Origin of the sequence: Pseudomonas sp. PWP3-1b2 (genome assembly GCF_049896045.1) — a bacterium.
Lineage (GTDB): Bacteria > Pseudomonadota > Gammaproteobacteria > Pseudomonadales > Pseudomonadaceae > Aquipseudomonas > Aquipseudomonas antarctica_B.
On sequence record NZ_JAFCTN010000050.1, the window covers coordinates 12,576 to 32,191 of the forward strand.

Sequence of the window (19,616 nt, forward strand, 5' to 3'; positions counted from 1 at the left end):
CGGTAACAAAGATTCACAGGAATGCCAGCTTATCGTCCTCCATTGCGCCCCCTAGAATTGCGCCACCTCTCGCGCAACACCCTCTCAGGAATTCGCTTGCCGTGCCGCGTCGCATCAGCAGAGAGCTAAAGACTCTCAGTGTTTGGGCCTTATCGTTAACCATCAGCGGCTGCATCGGAACCGGAGGAATTGCCCCCCAGGGTCAGGCCCTTAATGCCAATACCCTGGCCACCGACGAAGCCATCCAGAGCGCCGCCCGTGATGCACACTGGCCTACCGCCCAATGGTGGCAAGCCTACGGCGACCCCCAACTCAACCGCTGGGTCGACCTTGCCACACACAACAGCCCGAGCCTGGCCATGGCCGCTGCGCGAGTGCGTCAAGCGCGGGCGCTGGCCGGGGTCGCCGAGTCGGCCGAGTCGTTGCAGGTCAACAGTGACACCACGCTCAAGCGCCACAACTGGCCCAAGGATCAGTTCTACGGCCCGGGCGAGTTGAGCGGTTCCACCACCTGGGACAACAATGCGTCCCTGGGCCTGAGCTACGCCCTCGACCTGTGGGGCCGCGAAAGTAACACCACCGAGCGCGCCGTCGACCTCGCCCACATGAGCGCTGCCGAAGCCCGCCAAGCCCAGCTTGAGCTACAGAACAACGTGGTGCGCGCCTACATCCAGTTGTCGTTGCACTACGCCAACCGCGACATCGTCGCCGCCACCCTGGCCCAGCAACAGCAGATTCTGGACTTGGCCAACAAACGCCTGAACGCCGGAATCGGTACGCACTTTGACGTCAGCCAGGCCGAAACCCCGCTGCCGGAAACCCACCGCCAACTGGACGCTGTCGACGAGGAAATCGCCCTGAGCCGTAACCAGCTCGCCGCGTTGGCCGGCAAAGGTCCGGGGGAGGGCGCGCAGTTGCAACGCCCGTGCCTGTCCCTTGCCGCGCCGCTGAAGTTGCCGTCGAGCCTGCCCGCGCAATTGCTCGGCCAGCGCCCGGACGTGGTCGCCAGCCGTTGGCAGGTCGCCGCGCAGGCCCGTGGCATTGATGTGGCCCATGCCGGTTTTTATCCCAATGTGGACCTGGTCGGCAGCCTCGGCTACATGGCCACCGGCGGCGCCCTGCCGGGTTTTTTGAGTGGCGAAAAACTCAACTACACCGTCGGCCCGGCGATCACCTTGCCGATCTTCGACGGCGGCCGTTTGCGTGCGCAGTTGGGCGAGGCCAGCGCCGGGTATGACATCGCCGTCGCGCGGTACAACCAGACGCTGGTCAACGCGCTCAAAGGCATCAGCGACCAATTGATCCGCCGCGAATCCCTGGCCAAGCAGTCGGCCTTCGCCGCGGAGTCGGTGGCTTCCGCGCAGAAAACCTACGACATCGCGACCATCGCCTATCAACGCGGCCTCACCGATTACCTCAATGTGCTCAACGCCCAGACCTTGCTGTTCCGCCAGCAGCAGATCGAGCAACAGGTGCAAGCCGCGCGCCTGAGTGCCCACGCCGAACTGGTCACCGCGTTGGGCGGCGGCCTCAGCGCCGGTAACGACGCCCCGCAAGACGCCAAGACGCTCCCAGGCAAAACCCCGGCGGCGCTGGCCGTGTTTGACCACTGAGTAGGATTTAATGACCCCCATGCCTGCACCGCTGCGCCTGCTGCATTCCCTTGAGTGGCGCCGTGGTTTTTTCGACTGGGCACGCAGCGACGGCGTGACCTGGGTGTACATCTTTAAAGTGCTGATCGCCGCGTTCCTCACGCTGTGGCTGGCCATGCGCCTGGAACTGCCGCAACCGCGTACGGCGATGATCACCGTGTTTATCGTGATGCAGCCCCAGAGCGGCCAGGTATTCGCCAAAAGTTTTTACCGCTTCCTTGGCACCCTGGCCGGCTCGGCGGTGATGGTTTTTCTGATCGCCTTGTTTGCGCAGAACACTGAATTGTTCCTCGGCGCGCTGGCTATCTGGGTGGGCATTTGTACCGCTGGCGCCACGCGTAACCGCAACTTCCGCGCCTATGGGTTTGTGCTGGCGGGCTACACGGCGGCGATGGTCGGTTTGCCGGCGCTGGCGCATCCGGACGGCGCGTTTATGGCGGCGGTGTGGCGCGTGCTGGAAATTTCCCTGGGGATTCTCTGCTCCACGCTGGTCAGCGCGGCGATCCTGCCGCAAACCTCCAGCGCTGCCATGCGCAACGCCTTGTATCAGCGCTTCGGCGTGTTCGCGCTGTTCGTCACCGACGGCCTGCGCGGGCGCAGCGGGCGTGAAGCGTTCGAGGCCAGCAACGTGCGCTTTATCGCCGAAGCCGTGGGCCTGGAAGGGCTGCGCAGCGTCACCGTGTTCGAAGACCCGCACATGCGTCGGCGCAATGGTCGGCTCAGCCGCCTCAACAGCGAATTCATGAGCATCACCACGCGCTTCAACGCCTTGCACCAGCTGCTTGAACGCTTGCGCGCCGATCGGGCCGACCACGTGGTCGCGGCGATCAAACCCGGCCTGCAAGACCTCGCCGAAGTGCTCGACGGTTTCTCCGGTCGCGCCCTCACCAGCCCAGACGCCGCACGCTTGGTGGCGCAGTTGAGCGCCTACAAGGACGGCCTGCCCGCCAAGGTGCGCAGCCTGCGCGCGAGCTTCCAGGAGGGTGAACCGAGCGAAGCCGAGCAGCTGGATTTTCACACCGCCTACGAGTTGCTCTACCGCTTCGTCGACGACCTGCACAACTACGCACAAACCCATGCCTCGCTGGCCGAGCACCGCCATGCACGCGAGCAGTGGGACGAAACCTTCATCCCCAAAACCAACTGGCTGGCCTGCGCCGCTTCGGGTATTCGCGCGTCGTTCATCCTGATCGTGCTTGGCAGTTACTGGGTTGCTACCGCCTGGCCCAGCGGCGCAACCATGACCCTGATTGCCGCCGCCACCGTGGGCCTGTCTGCCGCCACGCCGAACCCCAAACGCATGGCGTTCCAGATGGCCTGCGGCACCCTGATCGGTGCACTGGTGGGCTTTGTCGAAATGTTCTTTGTGTTCCCCTTCATCGACGGCTTCCCACTGCTGTGCGTGATGCTCGCGCCCGTGATCATCTTCGGCTCTTTCCTCGCCTCACGCCCGCAATACGCCGGCGTCGGCGTGGGCCTGTTGATCTTCTTCAGCACCGGCTCAGTGCCGGACAACCTCACGGTCTACAACCCCTACACCTTCATCAACGACTACATCGCCATGGTCATCGGCATGCTGGTGTGCGCGGCGGCGGGGGCGATCATCTTGCCGCCCAACAGCCGCTGGCTGTGGCGGCGTCTGGAGCAGGACCTGCGCGAGCAAGTGGTGTACGCCATCAGCGGCAAACTCAAGGGCCTGGCGTCGAGTTTTGAAAGCCGCACCCGCGACCTGCTGCATCAGGCCTATGGCCTTGCCGTTGGCCAGCCGCAGGTGCAGCGCGACCTGCTGCGCTGGATGTTCGTGGTGCTGGAAGTCGGCCACGCGATCATCGAATTGCGCAAGGAACAAGCGATTCTGCCGGTGCACCCGGCGTATGCCGAGTCCCAGCCCTGGCGCCAGGCGATCCGCGTGATGGGCCGCTCGCTGGTGCGGCTATTCCTGCAACCCAGCGCGAGCAATCTGGAGCGCGGGCTGATTGCCGTCGACCACGCGATCAGCCGCGTGCAGGCCACCGACGAACCCTTCGCCCCGCACTTCGACACCTCGGCCCTGCGCCGGGTGAAAAGCTACCTGCACTTTATCCGCACCTCGCTGCTGGACCCGCAATCGCCCCTGGCGGCCTTCAAAGGATCTGCGAATGCCCCGTGAAATCGCCTTCCACGGCCTCTACATGCCGACCATGACCCTGATGTTTTTCATCGCGGCCGCCCTGGCCTGGGCCCTTGACCGCTTCCTGTCCGGGTTCGACCTGTACCGGTTTTTCTGGCACCCGGCGTTGCTGCGCCTGAGCCTGTTCGTTTGCTTGTTCGGCGCCCTGGCGCTGACCGTCTACCGTTGAGAATGCCCCGATGAAAAAGTTTTTCAGTCTGCTCGCGACCCTGCTGGTACTGGCTTTGGCGATCTGGATTGGCCGCACATTGTGGGTGCATTACATGGAAACGCCGTGGACCCGCGACGGCCGCGTGCGCGCTGACATCATCAATGTCGCCGCCGACGTCACCGGCGAAGTGGTCGACGTGCCCGTGCGTGACAACCAATTGGTGAAAAAGGGCGACCTGCTGATGCAAATCGACCCGGAGCACTACCGTATCGCGGTCAAACAAGCCCAGTCCCTGGTGGCGTCACGCAAAGCCACCTGGGAGATGCGCAAGGTCAACGCCCGCCGCCGTGCCGACCTCGATGCGCTGGTCATCTCCAGGGAAAACCGCGACGACGCCAGCAACATCGCCGACTCCGCCCTGGCCGACTACCAGCACGCGCTGGCGCAGCTGGAAGCGGCCGAGCTGAATTTGAAACGCACGCAGGTGGTGGCGGCGGTCGATGGGTATGTCACCAACCTGAATGTGCATCGTGGCGACTATGCGCGCATCGGCGAGGCCAAGATGGCCGTGGTCGATATGAACTCGTTTTGGGTGTACGGCTTCTTCGAAGAAACCAAACTGCCCCACGTGAAGGTCGGCGATAAGGCCGATATGCAACTGATGAGCGGCGAGACGCTCAAGGGCCACGTAGAAAGCATCTCGCGCGGCATCTACGACCGCGACAACCCCGAGAGCCGCGAGCTGATCGCCGATGTAAACCCCACCTTCAACTGGGTGCGCCTGGCCCAGCGCGTGCCGGTGCGCATTCACATCGATGAAGTGCCGGAGGGCGTGCTGCTGGCGGCCGGGATCACCTGCACCGTCATCGTAAACCCCACACAACTCTAACTGTAGGAGCAGGCTTGTGTGGGAGCTGGCTTGCCTGCGATAGCGGACTGTCAGTTGAAGTTTGTGCAGCTGACCCACCGCCATCGCAGGCAAGCCAGCTCCCACATTTTTTGACCGCGTCAGGCCTTGATAAAGGTTTCGTGCAGATGGCGCCACAGCAACGCGCCGCTCGCCTGCTTTTCGAACACCACCGTGGCGCGTCGATCCGTCTGCGTGCCGCTGTCATCCACCTGATGTTCGCGATACGTCACCGTCGCCCCGCGCGCATGCCGATCAATCCCGGTCATCTCACTCAAGGTAATTTTCAACCCCGGCCGCATGCCGCCCAGGCGCGTGAACAAGGCCTTCACCCCGGCCGCATTGACCCGCGTTCCCGTGGCGGGCGCCACCATGCTGAACTCCGGCGAGAACCGCGCGAGCAGATTCTGCAACGTGCCTTCAGGTGCAACCCCGGCAAACCATTGTTCGATCTCGACGTGGGTTTGGGTCACTTCGTCAAAAAAATCGCTGTAATCAATCATCGTTGTGGCTCGCTGGTAGGGTGAAGCAGTGTTTGGACTCTGGAAGCATCCAGGCGCAGCACCGCGAAAAGAGGCAGCAGTGTCAGGGCTGCCGCTATCGTGAAGGTTATGGCGAAGGAATCCAAGGCCGATAACAACGCACTGAGTGCGGCGGCGCCGAGGCAGAAGCTGATTTGGCGATTGATGTTCCACAGGGCGCTGGCGTGGCCCATGCGCTCGGCGGGAATGTCGAGAAACGCCAGGGTCTGCGCAGTGCTGCTGCACAAGCTGCCGCCCAGGCCCATCAATAGGTAGGCCGGAATGATCAGGGCGGTGTTGAGCAACAGGATGCCGATGCACTGCAATGCCATGCCCGCCAACAGCAGGGGTTTGGGGCCGTAGCGATTGAATAGTTTTTTGCTGAGAAAGATCGCCAGCGCAGATGCCAACGCCCACGGCAACATCAGCGCGCCGGTGCGTGTAGCGTCATAGCCGAGGCCGCGTAGGTAAAGGATGGCGATCAGGCTGGTGCCGATAAAAACGCCGGGGATGAACAGGTAGATCAGCATCGCCACGCGCAGCATCGGGCTGCGGATTTGTTGGACGATGCTGCCCAGGTCCAAAGGCGGACGCACGGGCGTGGGCACGTCCGGTTTTATCCACAGCATCGTCAGCAGCATTGTGAACAGCGCCAGCGGCAGGTTGGCGTAGAAGATCCAGCGCCAGGACACGTTGTCGACGATTATCCCGCCCAATGCCGGGGACAACGCTGGAACCAACAGCGCCACGGACATTACCCGCGCGGTCAGATGGCTGCGTTCTGCCGTCGGAAACTGCCGGTAAGCCATCGCTTGCCCCACGGGTATCAGCAAACCACCGCCCAAACCTTGCAATGCGCGCCAGCAAATCAGTGCTTCAATCGAGCTTGCCTGGCCGACCATTACCGATGCGCCAGCGAACACCAGCAGGCTCGCTGCGATCAGCGTCCGTTCGCCCATGATCGCCGCCAACCACACACTTAACGGAATGATCAGCGTGAGGCCAAGCATGTAGGCGTTACTGATCCACGCCAGTTGCGTGACCGACGCGTGCATTTCGAGGGCGATGTCCGGGTAGGCGACCGTGGCGACAAACATGTTCATCAGGTCCAGGGCGAAGCCCAGTAAAAAGATCCAGGCAACTTTCGAGCGGTAGGTCATGGGCTGTCGATCCTGCGGGTTAAGCGGGCAGGGTAGGCGTGATGCAGGGTTTGGGATACGCCGGTTCTCCTGTTAGTTTGTCAAAAATATTTTTACAAGGGAGGGTTTGGCTTATGGTCAGCCTCGATCGATTCGACACCTTCAAAGCCGTGGTTGAGGCCGGCTCACTTACGGCAGCGGCTGACCGGCTGGGCCAGACCCGCGCGGTGGTCAGCTTCAACCTAAAGCGTCTGGAAGCGGAGTTGGGTGTTACTTTGCTGACCCGCAATACCCGTCAACTCGCGCTGACTGATGCTGGCGAAAGGTTCTACCAGCGTTGCACGCGCGTGCTGGAAGAAGCGCAACTGGCGGTTGAAGAGGCCCGTTCGGAACACGCCCAACTTAAAGGCACGCTGCGCATCACCACCACCGTGGAATACGCGCTGGCGGTGGTCGCCCCGGCGGTCGAAGCCTTCCGCTGCCTGCATCCGGATCTGAATATTCACTTATCCACATCTTCCACCCACGCTGACTTGATCTCCGAACGCTTTGACGTGGCGATCCGGTTGGGCCGCCTGCTGGATTCCAACCACCGCGCGGTGCAATTATCGACGTTTCACGTGTTCGCCGTTGCAGCGCCAGCATTTGCCTGGGTCAACACGCTCGATGACTTGGAGCAGGTGCGGAGGCTGGGGCATGGCCGGCTGACTGAGCTGTCGGTGACAGACCCTTCCGGCGCCGAACATCAATACCGCGCTGGCCAAACCGCGCTGGTGGCCGACAGCGCCGCCGTGCTCCAGGCGTTCGCCGTGCGCGGTCACGGTGTGGCGGTGCTGCCGCAGTGGCTGGTGCAGGATGATCTGGACGCGGGCAGGTTAGTGCGCTTGTTGCCGGACCATCGCTTCGCGCCACAAGGGGTTTATGCGATGTATCCGGATACGCGCCATTTGCCGCTGAAGGTGCGGGCGTTTATTGATTTTATGAAGGGTTAGGGTCAGGCGATCAGTTGGCGGATGACGTTTACGAGGACCGGGGAAAAAGGTTTCAGCCGGTTAGTTGCATCAGGCAATTGCAAGTCGTCCACCAACGCGATCAAGAGCTCGTTGTCTTCGGCGTCAAGTTCCTTACCGTTCACGCCGTAGTCGAAAAGCAGCAAATCCAACAGACTTTTTCGGGTATTGATAAGAGTTCGGTTGTTTTCATGGGTATCACCCAGGTTCAACACTTGAATGGCCGTGATTGCTCTCGGTGTAAGGCCTTGCACACGGCCCGAGATGTAGAATTTCAACTCGGTCTCGCACTCATCCATCAAAGGTGTGAGCGGTAGCGCTTGATGACCGTGTGCTTTATCGCACTGCTTGGGTCTATCGCAGCTAGCGACAATGTTGGAAAAATCCAATGTGCGTGTTGGCGCCAGCTTTTGAGCCTGAACGTGCTCGTTGCGAGCATTGTCCGCAGTGATCTCATGGCAGCAATAAGCACAAAGTCCATATTGCTCTTCGACGCAGGCCTGGCGAATGGACCTGCTAGGTTCGTGCGTCAAATCTGGATAGCGGCCCCTAGGGTGTGCATGCTTCCATTGCGCCAGGGACGCCGGCTCATCTCCTTTGGTGATCTTACGCACTGCGTAACTCCAGCTTGCGAATGAGAAGGGCGGCTTTGGTCAGTTCCATATGGCCTGGGGCAAGCTCTGTGGACAACTCTTCGAAAAGGCTTTTGGCTTCTTTCAATTTCTTGTCTTGTAGTAGTTCCAGCAAACGGTCCAGACGTCCCTGAACCTTGCTGTTACGTACATCAGTGTCCATTACGTCAAGCAGCACCTGGTTTGCGTCTAGGCCGTAAAGTCCATCGCGCTCTTTTAATTCTCCGTCGTCGAGGACGTAGCACAACACATCTTTCGTATCGCTGATTACCAATGGTGAATGAGTGGTCAGGATAAATTGGCAGTTAGGGAAGGTCGCCGTCAGTTGTTGGATCAGGCTGCGTTGCCATTTGGGATGGAGGTGGAGATCCACTTCATCAATTAGAACGATACCTTCGCCTTTTAATGGGTTTTTCAAGGACGGATTCATGATTGCGAGGCGACGAGCAATATCGCCGACGAGTGCCATTAACGATTTTTCACCTTGAGAAAGCTGAGAAACATTTAACGTCTTACCTAATTTGTCGATGGCCATGTGCAATCGAGGCTTACGCTGAACTCGCAAATTACTAAAGTCAGGCATGAATTTTTTTACGGCGGAACGTACGGCACTTAGCTGAGGGTCGCGTGATGCAAGGTGCATGCTTTTTAGCTCTGATGCCAATCGCTCATCTGAGCCGGAGATTTTTTTTAACTGCTCCATCACAGTTGTGGATATTCCCTGCTCGTTCTCCGTATCTTCTCTGTCCCGGAACCATTCAAAAAAACGACCGAAATCTACTCCGCCGCTCAGTGCATTCTCGTAACCATCAAATTGATCAAATGGTCGTTCGGATTTTCTAGTCGTTAGTGGAACATCGAGTACAGATCTTTCTACAGGGTAAAAAACCACAAGTGGTAGTGAGCCAGTATCGTCAGTCAAACCGATATGAAAGCGATAGAGTTCAGCCAGCTCAGTTAGTTTTGTGAGGCTACTGTTTACCTTGGATTTGTGCCCTCTCAAGGCGCGAGCAAGTGTCCAAGAATAGATCGTGGATTTTGATGCTTGAGGGTGGGATATGCCGCTCACTTTGATATCAATGGAGGCAAAGGACTCTCCATTTGTCACCACGTCTTCCTGAATGGGGCTGCCACCACCATTATCTGTGCGAATGCGCCCCACCAACCAACTTAGTGACGTAGCAAGCGACTTCAAAATCGTCGTCTTCCCCGCCCCATTATTCCCCACAAACACCGTCACCTTCGACGCATGCTTTTCGGTAGGCGCAAAGGGGACTTCCAAGTCGGTAAAACGACCGACGTTATTCAGTCGAATTTTTCTGATTTCCATTGCATTACCCTTGTGGGGCCAGTCAGTTTCAAGAGGCAGGCGGCGATTATGGCACTCATCCCGGGTTTTGGAAGGTTCGCTTCATGGTTGCTTACAACACGCCACTGAGCCCAAAGCGTTTTTTCAATACCTTTTCCAATAACGCCTTGGGCAATAGCGCCGCCATCAACGGCAACGTCCGGCTGCCATTACCCGAACGCAAGAGCCGTGGTGGTTGGGCCTGTTTTACAGCCTTGAGCACCTGCGCCGCAAACACGCTGGCCGGGGTCGGCTTGTCCTGTGAAGCCTGGCTGCGCGCACGAATGCCGTCACGCAGCGGCCACCAGGGTGATTTCTCGTTGATCAGCAGCTCAGCCTGGGCGCCGGCGTTTTTGGCGAAGCGTGTGTCGATGGCGCCGGGCTGTACTTCCATCACCCGGATGCCAAATGGCGCCAGCTCCATGCGCAGTGCATCGCTCAACGCATGCACGGCGGCTTTGGACGCGCAGTACGCGCCGGCAAACGGTGTGACCAACACCCCGGAAACGCTGCCGATGTTCACCACCAATCCCTTGCTACGGCGCAGTGCGGGAAACAGCGCCTTGGTCACGCCGACGATGGAAAACACATTGGTCTCGAATTGGCGCTGCAGGGCTTCGGTGCCGCCATCGAGCAGTGGGCCCATGCCGCCGTAACCGGCGTTGTTGATCAACACATCCAGTTCGTCCCATTTCTCGGTGAGTTGCAGCAAGGCGGCGCTGTCGTTGACGTCGAGTTGCACGGCGTTGAAGCCGGCGGCGGACAAGTCGGCGACGTCTTGCGGGCGGCGGGCGCTGGCCCACACGTCATAGCCGGCGGATTTGAATGCGTCGGCGAGGGCGCGGCCGATGCCGCTGGAACAACCGGTGATAAGCACGTTGGGCATGGATCAATCCTTTGTCAGTCCGAGAAGCTGCCTTGCAGGTGCTCGGCGCGAAATTCCAGGGTTTGCGGGCGGTAGCCTGGGCGCAAAGGCGGGGTAGGCAGGCAGTCATCCCAGGTGCCGCCGGCCTGCAGCTCGCCGGGGCCGCGATAGCGCGGGGCGGCGTAGACGTTGTCGGCCAGGTTGACGGTGTCGCCCGGTGCGTAAGCGGCGAGGCGCCAGCGCAGTTCGGTGAGGGGCACGTCGTTGCCGTTGCTCAGGATCAGTTTCAGCGGGCGGTCGGCGGGGCACTCCTCGGGTGAGTAGCTGATGCGCAATTCCAGGCGCGCCAGTTGCGAGGCTTCGCGGTTGTCCAGCCAGACTACCCAGACGGCGACGAAACCCAGGCCGACGGCGGCGGCGAGGGACACCGGCAAGGCTTTGGCGGGGTAGCGCAGAAGGAGGATCAGCCAGGTGATGATCAGGAGAACGCCGAAGAACATGGGGGCTGCCTCAGGAATGGATAGGCCATCCTACTGTGGGTCGGGCAGGTTGACTATCCGGTGTTCTTTTGGACGCCATCGCAGGCAAGCCAGCTCCCACAGTAAACCGGGTACAACCTTGAAATACGGTCAACCTGTGGGAGTTGGCTTGCCTGCGATGACTTACTTACTGAGCAGAAGAATCTGCCTGCAAGCCATCAATGGAGGCCTCAACCAAGGCCAAACCGGTTTCCGCCAATTGCAGGCTGGCCCAGTTCAGGTAGCTCTGGTGTTCAGTGCACAGGTCTTGAGCCGCCAGGGTAAGCACGCGGGCTGTGCCCAACACATAACTGGCATGTTCCAGCGCATGTTCGATGGGGATGTTGGGTTGTACGGAAAAAAGCGGTGCTTCACTGCGCTCGCTAGGGCCGAAGGTGGTGATGCGAGTGGTTTGTTTGGACATGGTGAAACTCTTATGAAAATGGGAGCTGCCACGCTTCGCCGTCAAACGATTGGGTGGCAACTGTACGCAGGTTGACGGACCGGTCATAGGAACCCGGCGCGCTCGAAAGCGCCCCACGCACAGTCGCCATAACGCTGTGCTTGGTCCTATGAGTGTCCGAGGCCGTCAAACCTCATCACGAATGAGTCGTGACAGGCGCGAGGATAGGCAGGATGGGGGCAGGGGTCAATGATGGCGGTTGTGCTTCAGGCCGCCATCGCAGGCAAGCCAGCTCCCACAGTAAACCGGGTACATCCATTGAAATGCGATCTACTGTGGGAGCGGGCTTGCTCGCGAAGAGGCCCTCACCGCCACCGCAAAACCCAAGAAAAACGCCCCCACCCAACCCACTGCGGATAGGGGACGCAATGGGCCGGGCGAGGGCTTCTTGTACGACCGTGTTACTGCGCGATAGTTTTCACCGACACACCACGTTCAACCGGCGTCGAGCGACCGTAGATATCTTCGAACCGCTCGATATCGTCTTCGCCCAAATAGCTGCCCGATTGCACTTCGATGATTTCCAGCGGGATCTTGCCGGGGTTGCGCAGGCGATGCACCGAGGCGATCGGGATGTAGGTGGACTGGTTCTCGCAGAGCAGGAACACGTTGTCATCACAGGTGACTTCAGCCGTGCCGCTGACCACAATCCAGTGTTCGGCGCGGTGGTGGTGCATTTGCAGCGACAGGCACGCGCCCGGCTTGACCGAGATGTGCTTGACCTGGAAGCGCCCGCCCATGTCCACCGAGTCGTACGAGCCCCACGGACGATAGACTTCGCAGTGGTTCTGGGTTTCGCTGCGGCCCTGTTCGTTGAGGGTGTTGACCATCTGTTTGACGCCCTGGACCTTGTCCTTGTGGGCAATCATCATCGCGTCCTTGGTTTCCACCACCACGATGTTTTCCAGGCCGATCACCGACACCAGCTTGCCGTTGCCGTGGATCATGCAGTTCTTGCTGTCCTGAATCACCACGTCGCCCTTGGTGACGTTGCCGTTGGCGTCTTTCTCGTTGACCGCCCACAGCGATGCCCAGCAACCCACGTCGCTCCAGCCCGCACTCAGTGGCACCACGCAGGCGCGCTGGGTTTTTTCCATCACGGCGTAGTCGATGGAGTTGTCCGGGCAGCAGGCGAAGGTGGCTTCGTCGAAAGTGACGGTGTCGGCATCCTGTTCGCTGCGCTCCAGGGTCAGCACGCAGGTGTCGTAGATGTCCGGGTCGTGTTTTTTCAGCTCTTCGAGGAAGCGGCTGGCGCGGAACAGGAACATGCCGCTGTTCCAGAAATAACCGCCGCTTTTGACGAACTCGACGGCGCGTTTTTCATCGGGTTTTTCCACGAACTGTTCAACGCGGCTCACGCCTTCGGGCAGCAGCGCATCGTTGGTGGACTTGATGTAGCCATAACCGGTTTCCGGGCGGGTGGCCGGTACACCGAACAACACCATCTCGCCACGCTCAGCGGCCACGGTGGCCAGGGCCAGGGCGCGTTGCAGGGCTTTCTGGTCGTCGATCACGTGGTCGGCAGGCAGCACCAGCATCAGCTCGTCGCGGCCTTCGTTGACCAGCATCATTGCGGTCAGCGCCACGGCGGGTGCGGTGTTGCGGCCAAAAGGCTCCATCAGGATGCGCTGGCATTCCAGCTTGCGAGTGCTCAGTTGCTCGTTGACGATGAAGCGGTGGTCCTTGTTGCAGACCACGATGGGGGCGTCCATCCCGTCGAACACCAGGCGTTCCAGGGTTTGCTGGAACAGCGTGTGCTCACCGGTCAGGGCCAGGAATTGTTTTGGGAACTGTTTGCGGGAAAGCGGCCAAAGACGTGAGCCGCTACCACCGGAAAGGATTACTGGGATCATGTGTTTCTCCTTGAATCAATTTGGGTCAGAGCTACGAAGGTTTGTCGTTTCACTCTTGTTTTTGTCTCGGTTCGAATTGACCTGCTCGGCCCCTGTGGGAGCTGGCTTGCCTGCGATGGCGATGTTGGATTCACCATCGCTATCGCGGGCAAGCCCGGCTCCCACAGGGATTGGGGTCAGTTCGAGAAATTAATCAGCGGGTCGACACTGGGCGCTTGACCCACACTGGCGAAATGCTCGCGCCGGAACCGGTCACGTAGAGCACCGCCGCTTCACCGCGCTCCAGGGCTACCGGCTTCAGGTCGCTGACTTTTTTGTCGCCGTCATACAGCGCCAGGCTTACTTTCACCGGGTTGATTTCGCGTTCGCCACGGCCTTTGGCGGCGACCGACTTGACCACGTCAGTCTTGCCGTCAGCGGTCTTCAAGGTCAGGGCCTTGTCGCTGAGGTTCTGCACGCGCACCAGGGACTTCTGCTTGTTCTTGAACGGCGGTTCTTCGATCAGCTGTGGCTGGCCGGCGCCGCTGTTGACCAAGGTGTAGTAGTGGTCGGCGGCGAGTTTGACCGGCACGGTCTGGCTGCCGACTTTGGCGCTGTAGTCACCGCCCGGCATGAAGCTGAAATCGCTGCTGGCCAACGGGGCCACTTCGCTCAGGTTGGTGCTGCCAACGGTGGCGCTGACTTCCTGGTTCGAGGCGTTGTAAACGCGCACGAAGCTTGAACCTTTAGGTGCAACTGGGCCGTACAAGGCGGCATCACCTGCAAAGGCGGACATCGATACGATGCTCATGCCAGCGGCGAGGGCCAAGGTCTTGGCGAGACGACGCGGAGTTGTAGTGAAAGTCATGTGAGTTACCTCTCTTTCAGTTTTGCGCCCGGTCGGGCGTCTCGGATTTTTGATTTTTAACTGGGGTGTTCAGTGCCATGTTTTGTTGGCGCGAACCGGCTTGTTTAAGCTGCGCAACCCACTGCGGGTCGGCATCACCGATCTCGTTGTTGACGGGCAGATAACGTTCGGGGAACTCCCAGATCAGCACTTGTGGCGGGCTGTTCTTGAAGTCATCGCTTTTCAGGTAGCTGAGCATCGGCAGAATCGGGCCGTGGCCGTCTTCGGAGTAGTTGATGACGTCGCTGTGCAAGGCTTGCTTGAGCGCACCGACGAAGTTCCAGTTGGGGTTGGCGCTGTAGCTGGTGCCCACCAGTGCAACCGGGGTTTCGCTGTCGGCAAACAGGGCATCGTCGCCTTGGTTTTCAGCCAGGTGCGTGACGCGTTTCTGCAGCGGCTCTTTGGGCGGCATCAGGTTTTCAAACAGCGGGTCCAGCGGCAGGAACAGGCGCAGGTCGCCTTTGTGCGGCTCGGTCTTTTCTGCTTCGGTGACGAAGCGTTGCGGCGCGCCGCTCAGTGGCGTCTTGGCGGCAATCACTTTGGCCAACTGCTTGGCGGCGACTTCAGCACCGTCCGGCGTCCAGTGGGTGTCGGTGCGCAAGAACACTTGCTTGCCGCCGAGCTTGGCCTGTTGCAGCGGGCCAAGCAGGTCCGGGGCGATGATCTTGTCGGCCGCCACACGGGCGTGGAAGTCCTGGTACAGGTTGGCGTGGATGCTCGCCGGTTTCACCTCGCCCAGGTGTTCTGGGTACAGGCGAACCTTGGCCGGCACAATCGCCATCACCAGCTGAATGCCTTGGGCCTTGAGCTTTTGGCGCACGCCTTCAACCAGCGCGTAGTTGCCTTGCAGGTTCTGGTCTTCATTGACGGCGGGGTTGAACTCCTCGTCGCTGTACAACCAGTGATCGCGGCCCAGCACCACGCCAGGGCGGCCTTCGTTGAACAGCTTGTAGTCCAGCGCCGCCCAGAGGTTGGTGCCGATACGCTTGATCGGGAACTCGTCGTCGTAATGGGTCTCGACGGCTTTGGTCCAGCGGCCGTTAAGCACGGTCGCATCGGCATTGGTGCTGAAGCCGAAGAAACTGCGTATCGACCAGGCGCCCAGGGCCAGCAGCACCAGCATGAACAGGCTCACATAGAGGACGCGTAATGAACGGGTCATGGTCGGCTCCCTCAAAATTGGAAGTAAAGGAACGGCGAGAAACTCTGCGCCGACAGTTTGAAAATCGACGCCACGAACAGCAGCAGCACGGCAGCGCGCATGGCGTAGCGTGGCAGGTCAGCCGTCCAGTAGGCCGGGTTCACGCTGGCGTCCTGGCCCACGGTGAACCCTGGCTGATGGATGCTGCCCGGGTTGTCGCCCGGCACGGCCTTGATCAGGCTTGGGTCGGCTGGCCTGGTTTTCTCGGCAGGTCGGTTGGTGTAGAAGTCGCGCAGGCCGAAGAACGCCAGGGTTGCGTACGCCACCACCAGGGTTGCCACTTGCAGGCCGGTGAGGTTGGCGCGGTTGAGTTCCGACAGCGACCACTCGCCAAAGCTGAACATCGCGCCGTACATACGGCCGGCGACGTGCAGGTTTTCCGAACGGAAGATCACCCAGCCCATCACCACCAGCAGGAAGGTGAAGGCCCAGCGCACTACGTTGAAGCTGCGCGGCGCGGTGTTGAGGCCGATGGCTTTTTCAATCGCCAGCCACATGCCGTGCCAGGCGCCCCACACGATGTAGGTGATGTTCGCGCCGTGCCACAGACCACCGAGCAGCATGGTCAGGAACAGGTTGCGGTAAGTGGTCAGCGTGCCTTTACGGTTGCCGCCCAGGGTGATGTAAAGGTAGTCGCGCAGCCAGGTCGACAGGCTGATGTGCCAGCGGCGCCAGAACTCGGTGATCGACTGGCTGATATACGGCTGCTTGAAGTTTTCCATGAAGCGGAAACCCATCATCAAGCCCAGGCCGATGGCCATGTCGCTGTAGCCGGAGAAGTCGAAGTACAGTTGCGCGGTGTAGGCCAGCGCACCGAGCCAGGCGTCGCCCGTGGTCGGGTTTTGCAGGGCGAAGCAATGGTCGGCCACCACCGCGAGGGTGTCGGCAATAAACACCTTCTTGATGAAACCCTGCATGAACCGCGTGCAGCCCTCGGAGAATTTATCGAGGGTGTGCGTGCGGTTGTTGAACTGGTCGGCCAGGTCGCGAAAGCGCAACACCGGGCCGGCAATCAGGTGCGGGAAGATCGCCACGAACGCCGCAAAGTCGATCAGGTTGCGGGTTGCGGGCGTGTCGCCACGGTACACGTCGATGATGTAGCTGATGGACTCGAAAATGTAGAACGAGATCCCGATCGGCAACAGCACATGGGTGAGGATGAACGGCTCAAGCCCTGCCGACTTCATCATGACGTTGATGCTGTCGACGCCGAAGTTGGCGTACTTGAAGTAGCCAAGGATGCACAGGTCGATGGCCACGCCCAATAGCAGCCAGCGTTGGGCCGGCTTGGTGCGCACGCCTGCCGCACCGACCTTGAGGCCGATCCAGTAATTCCACAGCGTGACGGCGGCGAACAGCGCCAGGAAGTCCACTCGCCACCAGGCGTAGAACACATAGCTGGCAATCAGCAGCAGCAGGTTGCGATAGCGTTGCCCGCTTAAGTAGTACAAGCCGAGAAAGATCGGCAAGAACAGAAACAGGAACACATTGGACGAGAAAACCATCCCGATCTCTCCATGTTTAACAGACAGTCAAGGGCCGCAGCCCCCCCAAACCCCCCAATGAATCTGAGGGGATGTACGCATTCAGTGTGGGAGCTGGCTTGTGTGGGAGCCGGGCTTGCCCGCGATGGGATCAACTCGGTTTGTCTGAATCACCGAGGTGTCTGCATCGCAGGCAAGCCAGCTCCCACATAAAGCCCGCTCACACAGGAGACCGAGTACGGTCAAGAACCTTTGTTGCCTTTTTCATGCGTCGGGTCGTAGACCTTGGTCAGGTCGCCGCCGAGGCGGAACGTCTTGAACGGCTGCATCCCATGCTTGCGCTCGAGCACATCCGGCGCGCAGGTGTAGAGGGTGCAGAAAGGCTCAAGCCAGGCAAATTTCATGTCTTCCTTGAGGTCCTTCATGTCTTGCTCTTTGCCGTTCTTCTTCTCGAAGATCTCCGGGTCTTTAACCCCGGCCAGCACTTTGTCGCCCAGGCGTTTGAGCGCGCCGTTGTTTTCCTGGCGCAGATCAACACCGTTGACCAGGGCAAAACTGGCGATCATCGACAGCGGCGGCAGGGCGTAGTTGTGGTACGACAAGGCGCGTTGCTGACGCTTCAATTCGTTCGGCAGGAAGCCTTGGTCGTCCACCTGATTGGCGCCGACCTTGTATTCCTTCACCGCCCAGTCAAACAGGTCGCGACGGTTGGTGGCGATGGACGTTGCCATCACTGACCAGGCGGCCCAGTAGGAGTGGTTGTTGGTTTTTTCCAGCGGCAGGTTGTCCCAATCGCTCACCACTTGATCGGCGAGTTTGTTGAACCAGGCTTCGATCAGTTGCGATTCCTGCTGGTGGTTGGCCAGCGGGTGCGAGTCGGAGAACTTCAGGCGCACATAGGCCGAGGCCATGCTGCCCAGTGCCCATTTGCGCATGGACTTGCCGGTGTGGTTGAAGTCCTTGGACATCAACGCATCGGCCTTGGCCCACGACACCAGCCAATTCAGCGTGCATTCGAGCTGCTCCGGACGACCGTCACGCATGAACTGCATCACGCGCTTGCTGGTGTCTTTTTCCAGCTTGGTGATGTCGGCGGTGCTGTCGCGAAAGGCTTTTTCCGACTGCGTGTTCAGGGTTGAACGGGCCTTGTCCGAGCCTTCGTATTTGCTGCGAAACTGCAACGGGCCGGTATACGGCGTCGGCATGGTGTCGCAGTTTTCCTTGAAGTCGCCGGTCTTGAACGCTTCAATCGGCGCGAAGTAGCCCTGTGGCGGGCGCAACGGTGCGGCGGCGTTCACGGAGCCTGCAAAAATGGCCATGCCGAGTAACGTGGGGATCAATAACTTCTGCATAGGTAACCTCATTGCCCGAGTGATGCGGTCTTTTGACCGCCGCTTGGGAATACGTTGCGTGTGCAAATTTTCGCTTCAACCTTCTGCGCGGCCTGGCCCGCTTCCGGGCCCTGCACTTCTACGGCCAGCAAGTTCTGCGAGGCCCAGTCTTCATCGGTGCGCAGTTCGAAGGCGAAACGCCCGTCTGTATCGGATGTTTCGGGTTTTTCGATTTTGAGGTCCTCGTGGCGCCCGTTCATGTACCAGAGGGTGGCTTGCAAGGTTTTCACCGACGGGTCGGCGAAGCGGATATCAACCTGGTGACTGGCGTTACGCAGGTCTTTGTTCGAACTGTTAACCAGCAGTTCGTTCTTGCCGGGCTTGAGCGTGGTGCTTGCACTCATCTGCGCGGTCTTGCCTTCGCAGCCGTTGTCGAGCAGCGACATCATCTGGCGGTAGATGGTCTCCTGGTCGAGGCGGTACAGCGGCGAGAACTCCCAGATCAGAATCTTCGGCGGGCTTTTCTGGAATTCATCGCTGCCCAGGTACTGGATCATCGAGCCTTCAAGGCCACCGCCGGGGAACGCGACGTTGAGAATGTCAGCACCGATTTCCTGTTCGAGGAAGCCGGCGAAGTTGTAGTTCTTGCCGCTGTGGCTGGTGCCGACCAGGGTGATTTGCGGGTTGCCGGTATCACCGAACAGGTCGCCGTCGCCCGCTTCGCCCTTGGGCTCGGTGGTGAACTGGTCCATGTACTGGATCGCGTAGCTGGTGCCACACAGTTGCCCGGCCATGTTGTGAAGGGTACCGGTCTTGCCCATGCGCCCGGAGCGCTTGGTTTCGAATTCCCGCTTGGGAATATCGGCAAACTGGGGCATTGCACGCACTTTGGCGCCGACGATTTTTGCCGTGCGCTGGGCGCCGTACGGGGTCCAGTGCTGGTCGCCACGGAAGTAGAAATCATGGGCCGGCAGCTCGTCGGGAAGCTGTTCGTTGGTCAACGGCGACAGGTCCGGCACCACATAACCCATCTTGGCGAAGCGGCCGAGCATGGTTTTGTAATTGCCCAGCGCCTTGTCGAAATCGAACTTGGCTTTCTCTTCAGGGTTGAGCTTGTTGCGGTTCACCAGGCCACGAGTTGGCTGGTAAACCACCACCAGTTCCACGCCTTTGGCCTTGAATGCATCATGCAGTTGTTGCATGCGCTTGTAGCCGGCGGGGCTGGTATCGAATTCGGTGCGCAAGTCTTCCTGAGTACGGAACAGCCAGTCGCCCTGGGCTTGAACCAGGGTGGTGAAGTTTTGCTGGTAGCGCGTGGTGTAGTTCTTCGCGTCATGCGCCGCCGGGCACAGGCTGCAGCACGGCTCGGCGGTGAAAGTCGGTGCTTTCACTTCGTCGGCGCGCACGCCCTGGCTGGCGGCGAGCAGGCCGAGGGTCAGACCCGAGAGGCTCAGCAGTTTGATCATGTGTGGGTGCATAAGGGTC

Annotated in this window: 18 protein-coding genes; 5 read left to right on the forward strand and 13 right to left on the reverse strand. The window is 60.0% G+C overall.

Features of this window, described 5'->3' with window-relative positions; genetic code table 11:
- Nucleotides 1-101: 101 nt before the first annotated feature.
- From ACP7A2_RS23710 to ACP7A2_RS23725, 4 genes are read left to right on the forward strand one after another with little or no spacing between them, the layout of a single operon-like run.
- Nucleotides 102-1,613 (forward strand): efflux transporter outer membrane subunit, encoded by a 1,512-nt coding sequence (locus ACP7A2_RS23710; protein ID WP_426136207.1) that lies wholly within the window; start codon nt 102-104, stop codon nt 1,611-1,613.
- A 10-nt stretch (nt 1,614-1,623) separates the two neighbouring features.
- Complete coding sequence (locus ACP7A2_RS23715) at nt 1,624-3,801, forward strand: FUSC family protein (RefSeq protein WP_426136208.1); 2,178 nt, start codon at nt 1,624-1,626, stop codon at nt 3,799-3,801.
- The gene (locus tag ACP7A2_RS23720) at nt 3,791-3,991 is read left to right on the forward strand and encodes a DUF1656 domain-containing protein (RefSeq protein WP_348059259.1); all 201 of its coding nucleotides are present in this window, start codon (nt 3,791-3,793) and stop codon (nt 3,989-3,991) included. The genes ACP7A2_RS23715 and ACP7A2_RS23720 overlap by 11 nt, the downstream gene beginning before the upstream one ends.
- Nucleotides 3,992-4,001: 10 nt before the next feature.
- On the forward strand, nt 4,002-4,862 hold the full coding sequence (locus ACP7A2_RS23725; protein WP_426136209.1) for an efflux RND transporter periplasmic adaptor subunit: 861 nt from the start codon (nt 4,002-4,004) through the stop codon (nt 4,860-4,862).
- A gap of 119 nt (nt 4,863-4,981) precedes the next feature.
- On the opposite strand, the gene ACP7A2_RS23730 is transcribed toward ACP7A2_RS23725, so the two are convergent.
- On the reverse strand, nt 4,982-5,383 hold the full coding sequence (locus ACP7A2_RS23730; RefSeq protein ID WP_426136210.1) for a DUF4440 domain-containing protein: 402 nt from the start codon (nt 5,381-5,383) through the stop codon (nt 4,982-4,984).
- Entirely contained in the window at nt 5,380-6,561 is a 1,182-nt protein-coding gene (locus tag ACP7A2_RS23735) for an MFS transporter (protein ID WP_426136211.1), read from the reverse strand. Before ACP7A2_RS23735 ends, ACP7A2_RS23730 begins: the two co-directional genes overlap by 4 nt.
- Before the next feature lie 113 nt (nt 6,562-6,674).
- Between ACP7A2_RS23735 and ACP7A2_RS23740 the strand changes: the two genes are divergently transcribed.
- Nucleotides 6,675-7,532 carry a LysR family transcriptional regulator gene (locus ACP7A2_RS23740; protein WP_426136212.1) on the forward strand — a complete coding sequence of 286 codons (858 nt, stop codon included), beginning with the start codon at nt 6,675-6,677 and terminating at the stop codon, nt 7,530-7,532.
- Nucleotides 7,533-7,534: 2 nt separating this feature from the next.
- Here the strand turns inward: ACP7A2_RS23740 and ACP7A2_RS23745 are convergent, their stop codons facing one another.
- The 11 genes from ACP7A2_RS23745 to ACP7A2_RS23795 form a co-directional block, all read right to left on the reverse strand.
- Nucleotides 7,535-8,164: a TIGR02646 family protein gene (locus ACP7A2_RS23745; protein WP_426136214.1), complete on the reverse strand. Its 630-nt coding sequence runs from the start codon at nt 8,162-8,164 to the stop codon at nt 7,535-7,537.
- A complete protein-coding gene (locus ACP7A2_RS23750) occupies nt 8,157-9,512 on the reverse strand; it encodes an AAA family ATPase (protein WP_426136216.1) in 1,356 nt (451 codons plus the stop codon). The genes ACP7A2_RS23745 and ACP7A2_RS23750 overlap by 8 nt, the downstream gene beginning before the upstream one ends.
- Nucleotides 9,513-9,603: 91 nt before the next feature.
- On the reverse strand, nt 9,604-10,416 hold the full coding sequence (locus tag ACP7A2_RS23755; RefSeq protein ID WP_426136219.1) for an SDR family oxidoreductase: 813 nt from the start codon (nt 10,414-10,416) through the stop codon (nt 9,604-9,606).
- A gap of 14 nt (nt 10,417-10,430) precedes the next feature.
- Nucleotides 10,431-10,895, reverse strand: coding sequence for a multidrug transporter (locus tag ACP7A2_RS23760; RefSeq protein WP_426136221.1), 465 nt, complete (start codon nt 10,893-10,895; stop codon nt 10,431-10,433).
- Between the two features lie 166 nt (nt 10,896-11,061).
- Nucleotides 11,062-11,337, reverse strand: coding sequence for a DUF3077 domain-containing protein (locus ACP7A2_RS23765; RefSeq protein WP_426136223.1), 276 nt, complete (start codon nt 11,335-11,337; stop codon nt 11,062-11,064).
- Between the two features lie 440 nt (nt 11,338-11,777).
- Nucleotides 11,778-13,229 (reverse strand): mannose-1-phosphate guanylyltransferase/mannose-6-phosphate isomerase, encoded by a 1,452-nt coding sequence (locus ACP7A2_RS23770; protein WP_426136224.1) that lies wholly within the window; start codon nt 13,227-13,229, stop codon nt 11,778-11,780.
- Between the two features lie 193 nt (nt 13,230-13,422).
- Nucleotides 13,423-14,076: an alginate O-acetyltransferase AlgF gene (locus ACP7A2_RS23775; protein ID WP_426136225.1), complete on the reverse strand. Its 654-nt coding sequence runs from the start codon at nt 14,074-14,076 to the stop codon at nt 13,423-13,425.
- A 16-nt stretch (nt 14,077-14,092) separates the two neighbouring features.
- Nucleotides 14,093-15,277 carry an alginate O-acetyltransferase gene (locus ACP7A2_RS23780; protein ID WP_426136226.1) on the reverse strand — a complete coding sequence of 395 codons (1,185 nt, stop codon included), beginning with the start codon at nt 15,275-15,277 and terminating at the stop codon, nt 14,093-14,095.
- Between the two features lie 11 nt (nt 15,278-15,288).
- The gene (locus ACP7A2_RS23785; RefSeq protein WP_426136228.1) at nt 15,289-16,821 is read right to left on the reverse strand and encodes an MBOAT family O-acyltransferase; all 1,533 of its coding nucleotides are present in this window, start codon (nt 16,819-16,821) and stop codon (nt 15,289-15,291) included.
- A 221-nt stretch (nt 16,822-17,042) separates the two neighbouring features.
- Nucleotides 17,043-18,152, reverse strand: a complete 1,110-nt coding sequence (locus ACP7A2_RS23790) for a mannuronate-specific alginate lyase (RefSeq protein ID WP_426136229.1) — start codon at nt 18,150-18,152, stop codon at nt 17,043-17,045.
- 8 nt (nt 18,153-18,160) lie between these two features.
- On the reverse strand, nt 18,161-19,609 hold the full coding sequence (locus ACP7A2_RS23795) for an alginate O-acetyltransferase (RefSeq protein ID WP_426136230.1): 1,449 nt from the start codon (nt 19,607-19,609) through the stop codon (nt 18,161-18,163).
- Between the last annotated feature and the right edge of the window lie 7 nt (nt 19,610-19,616).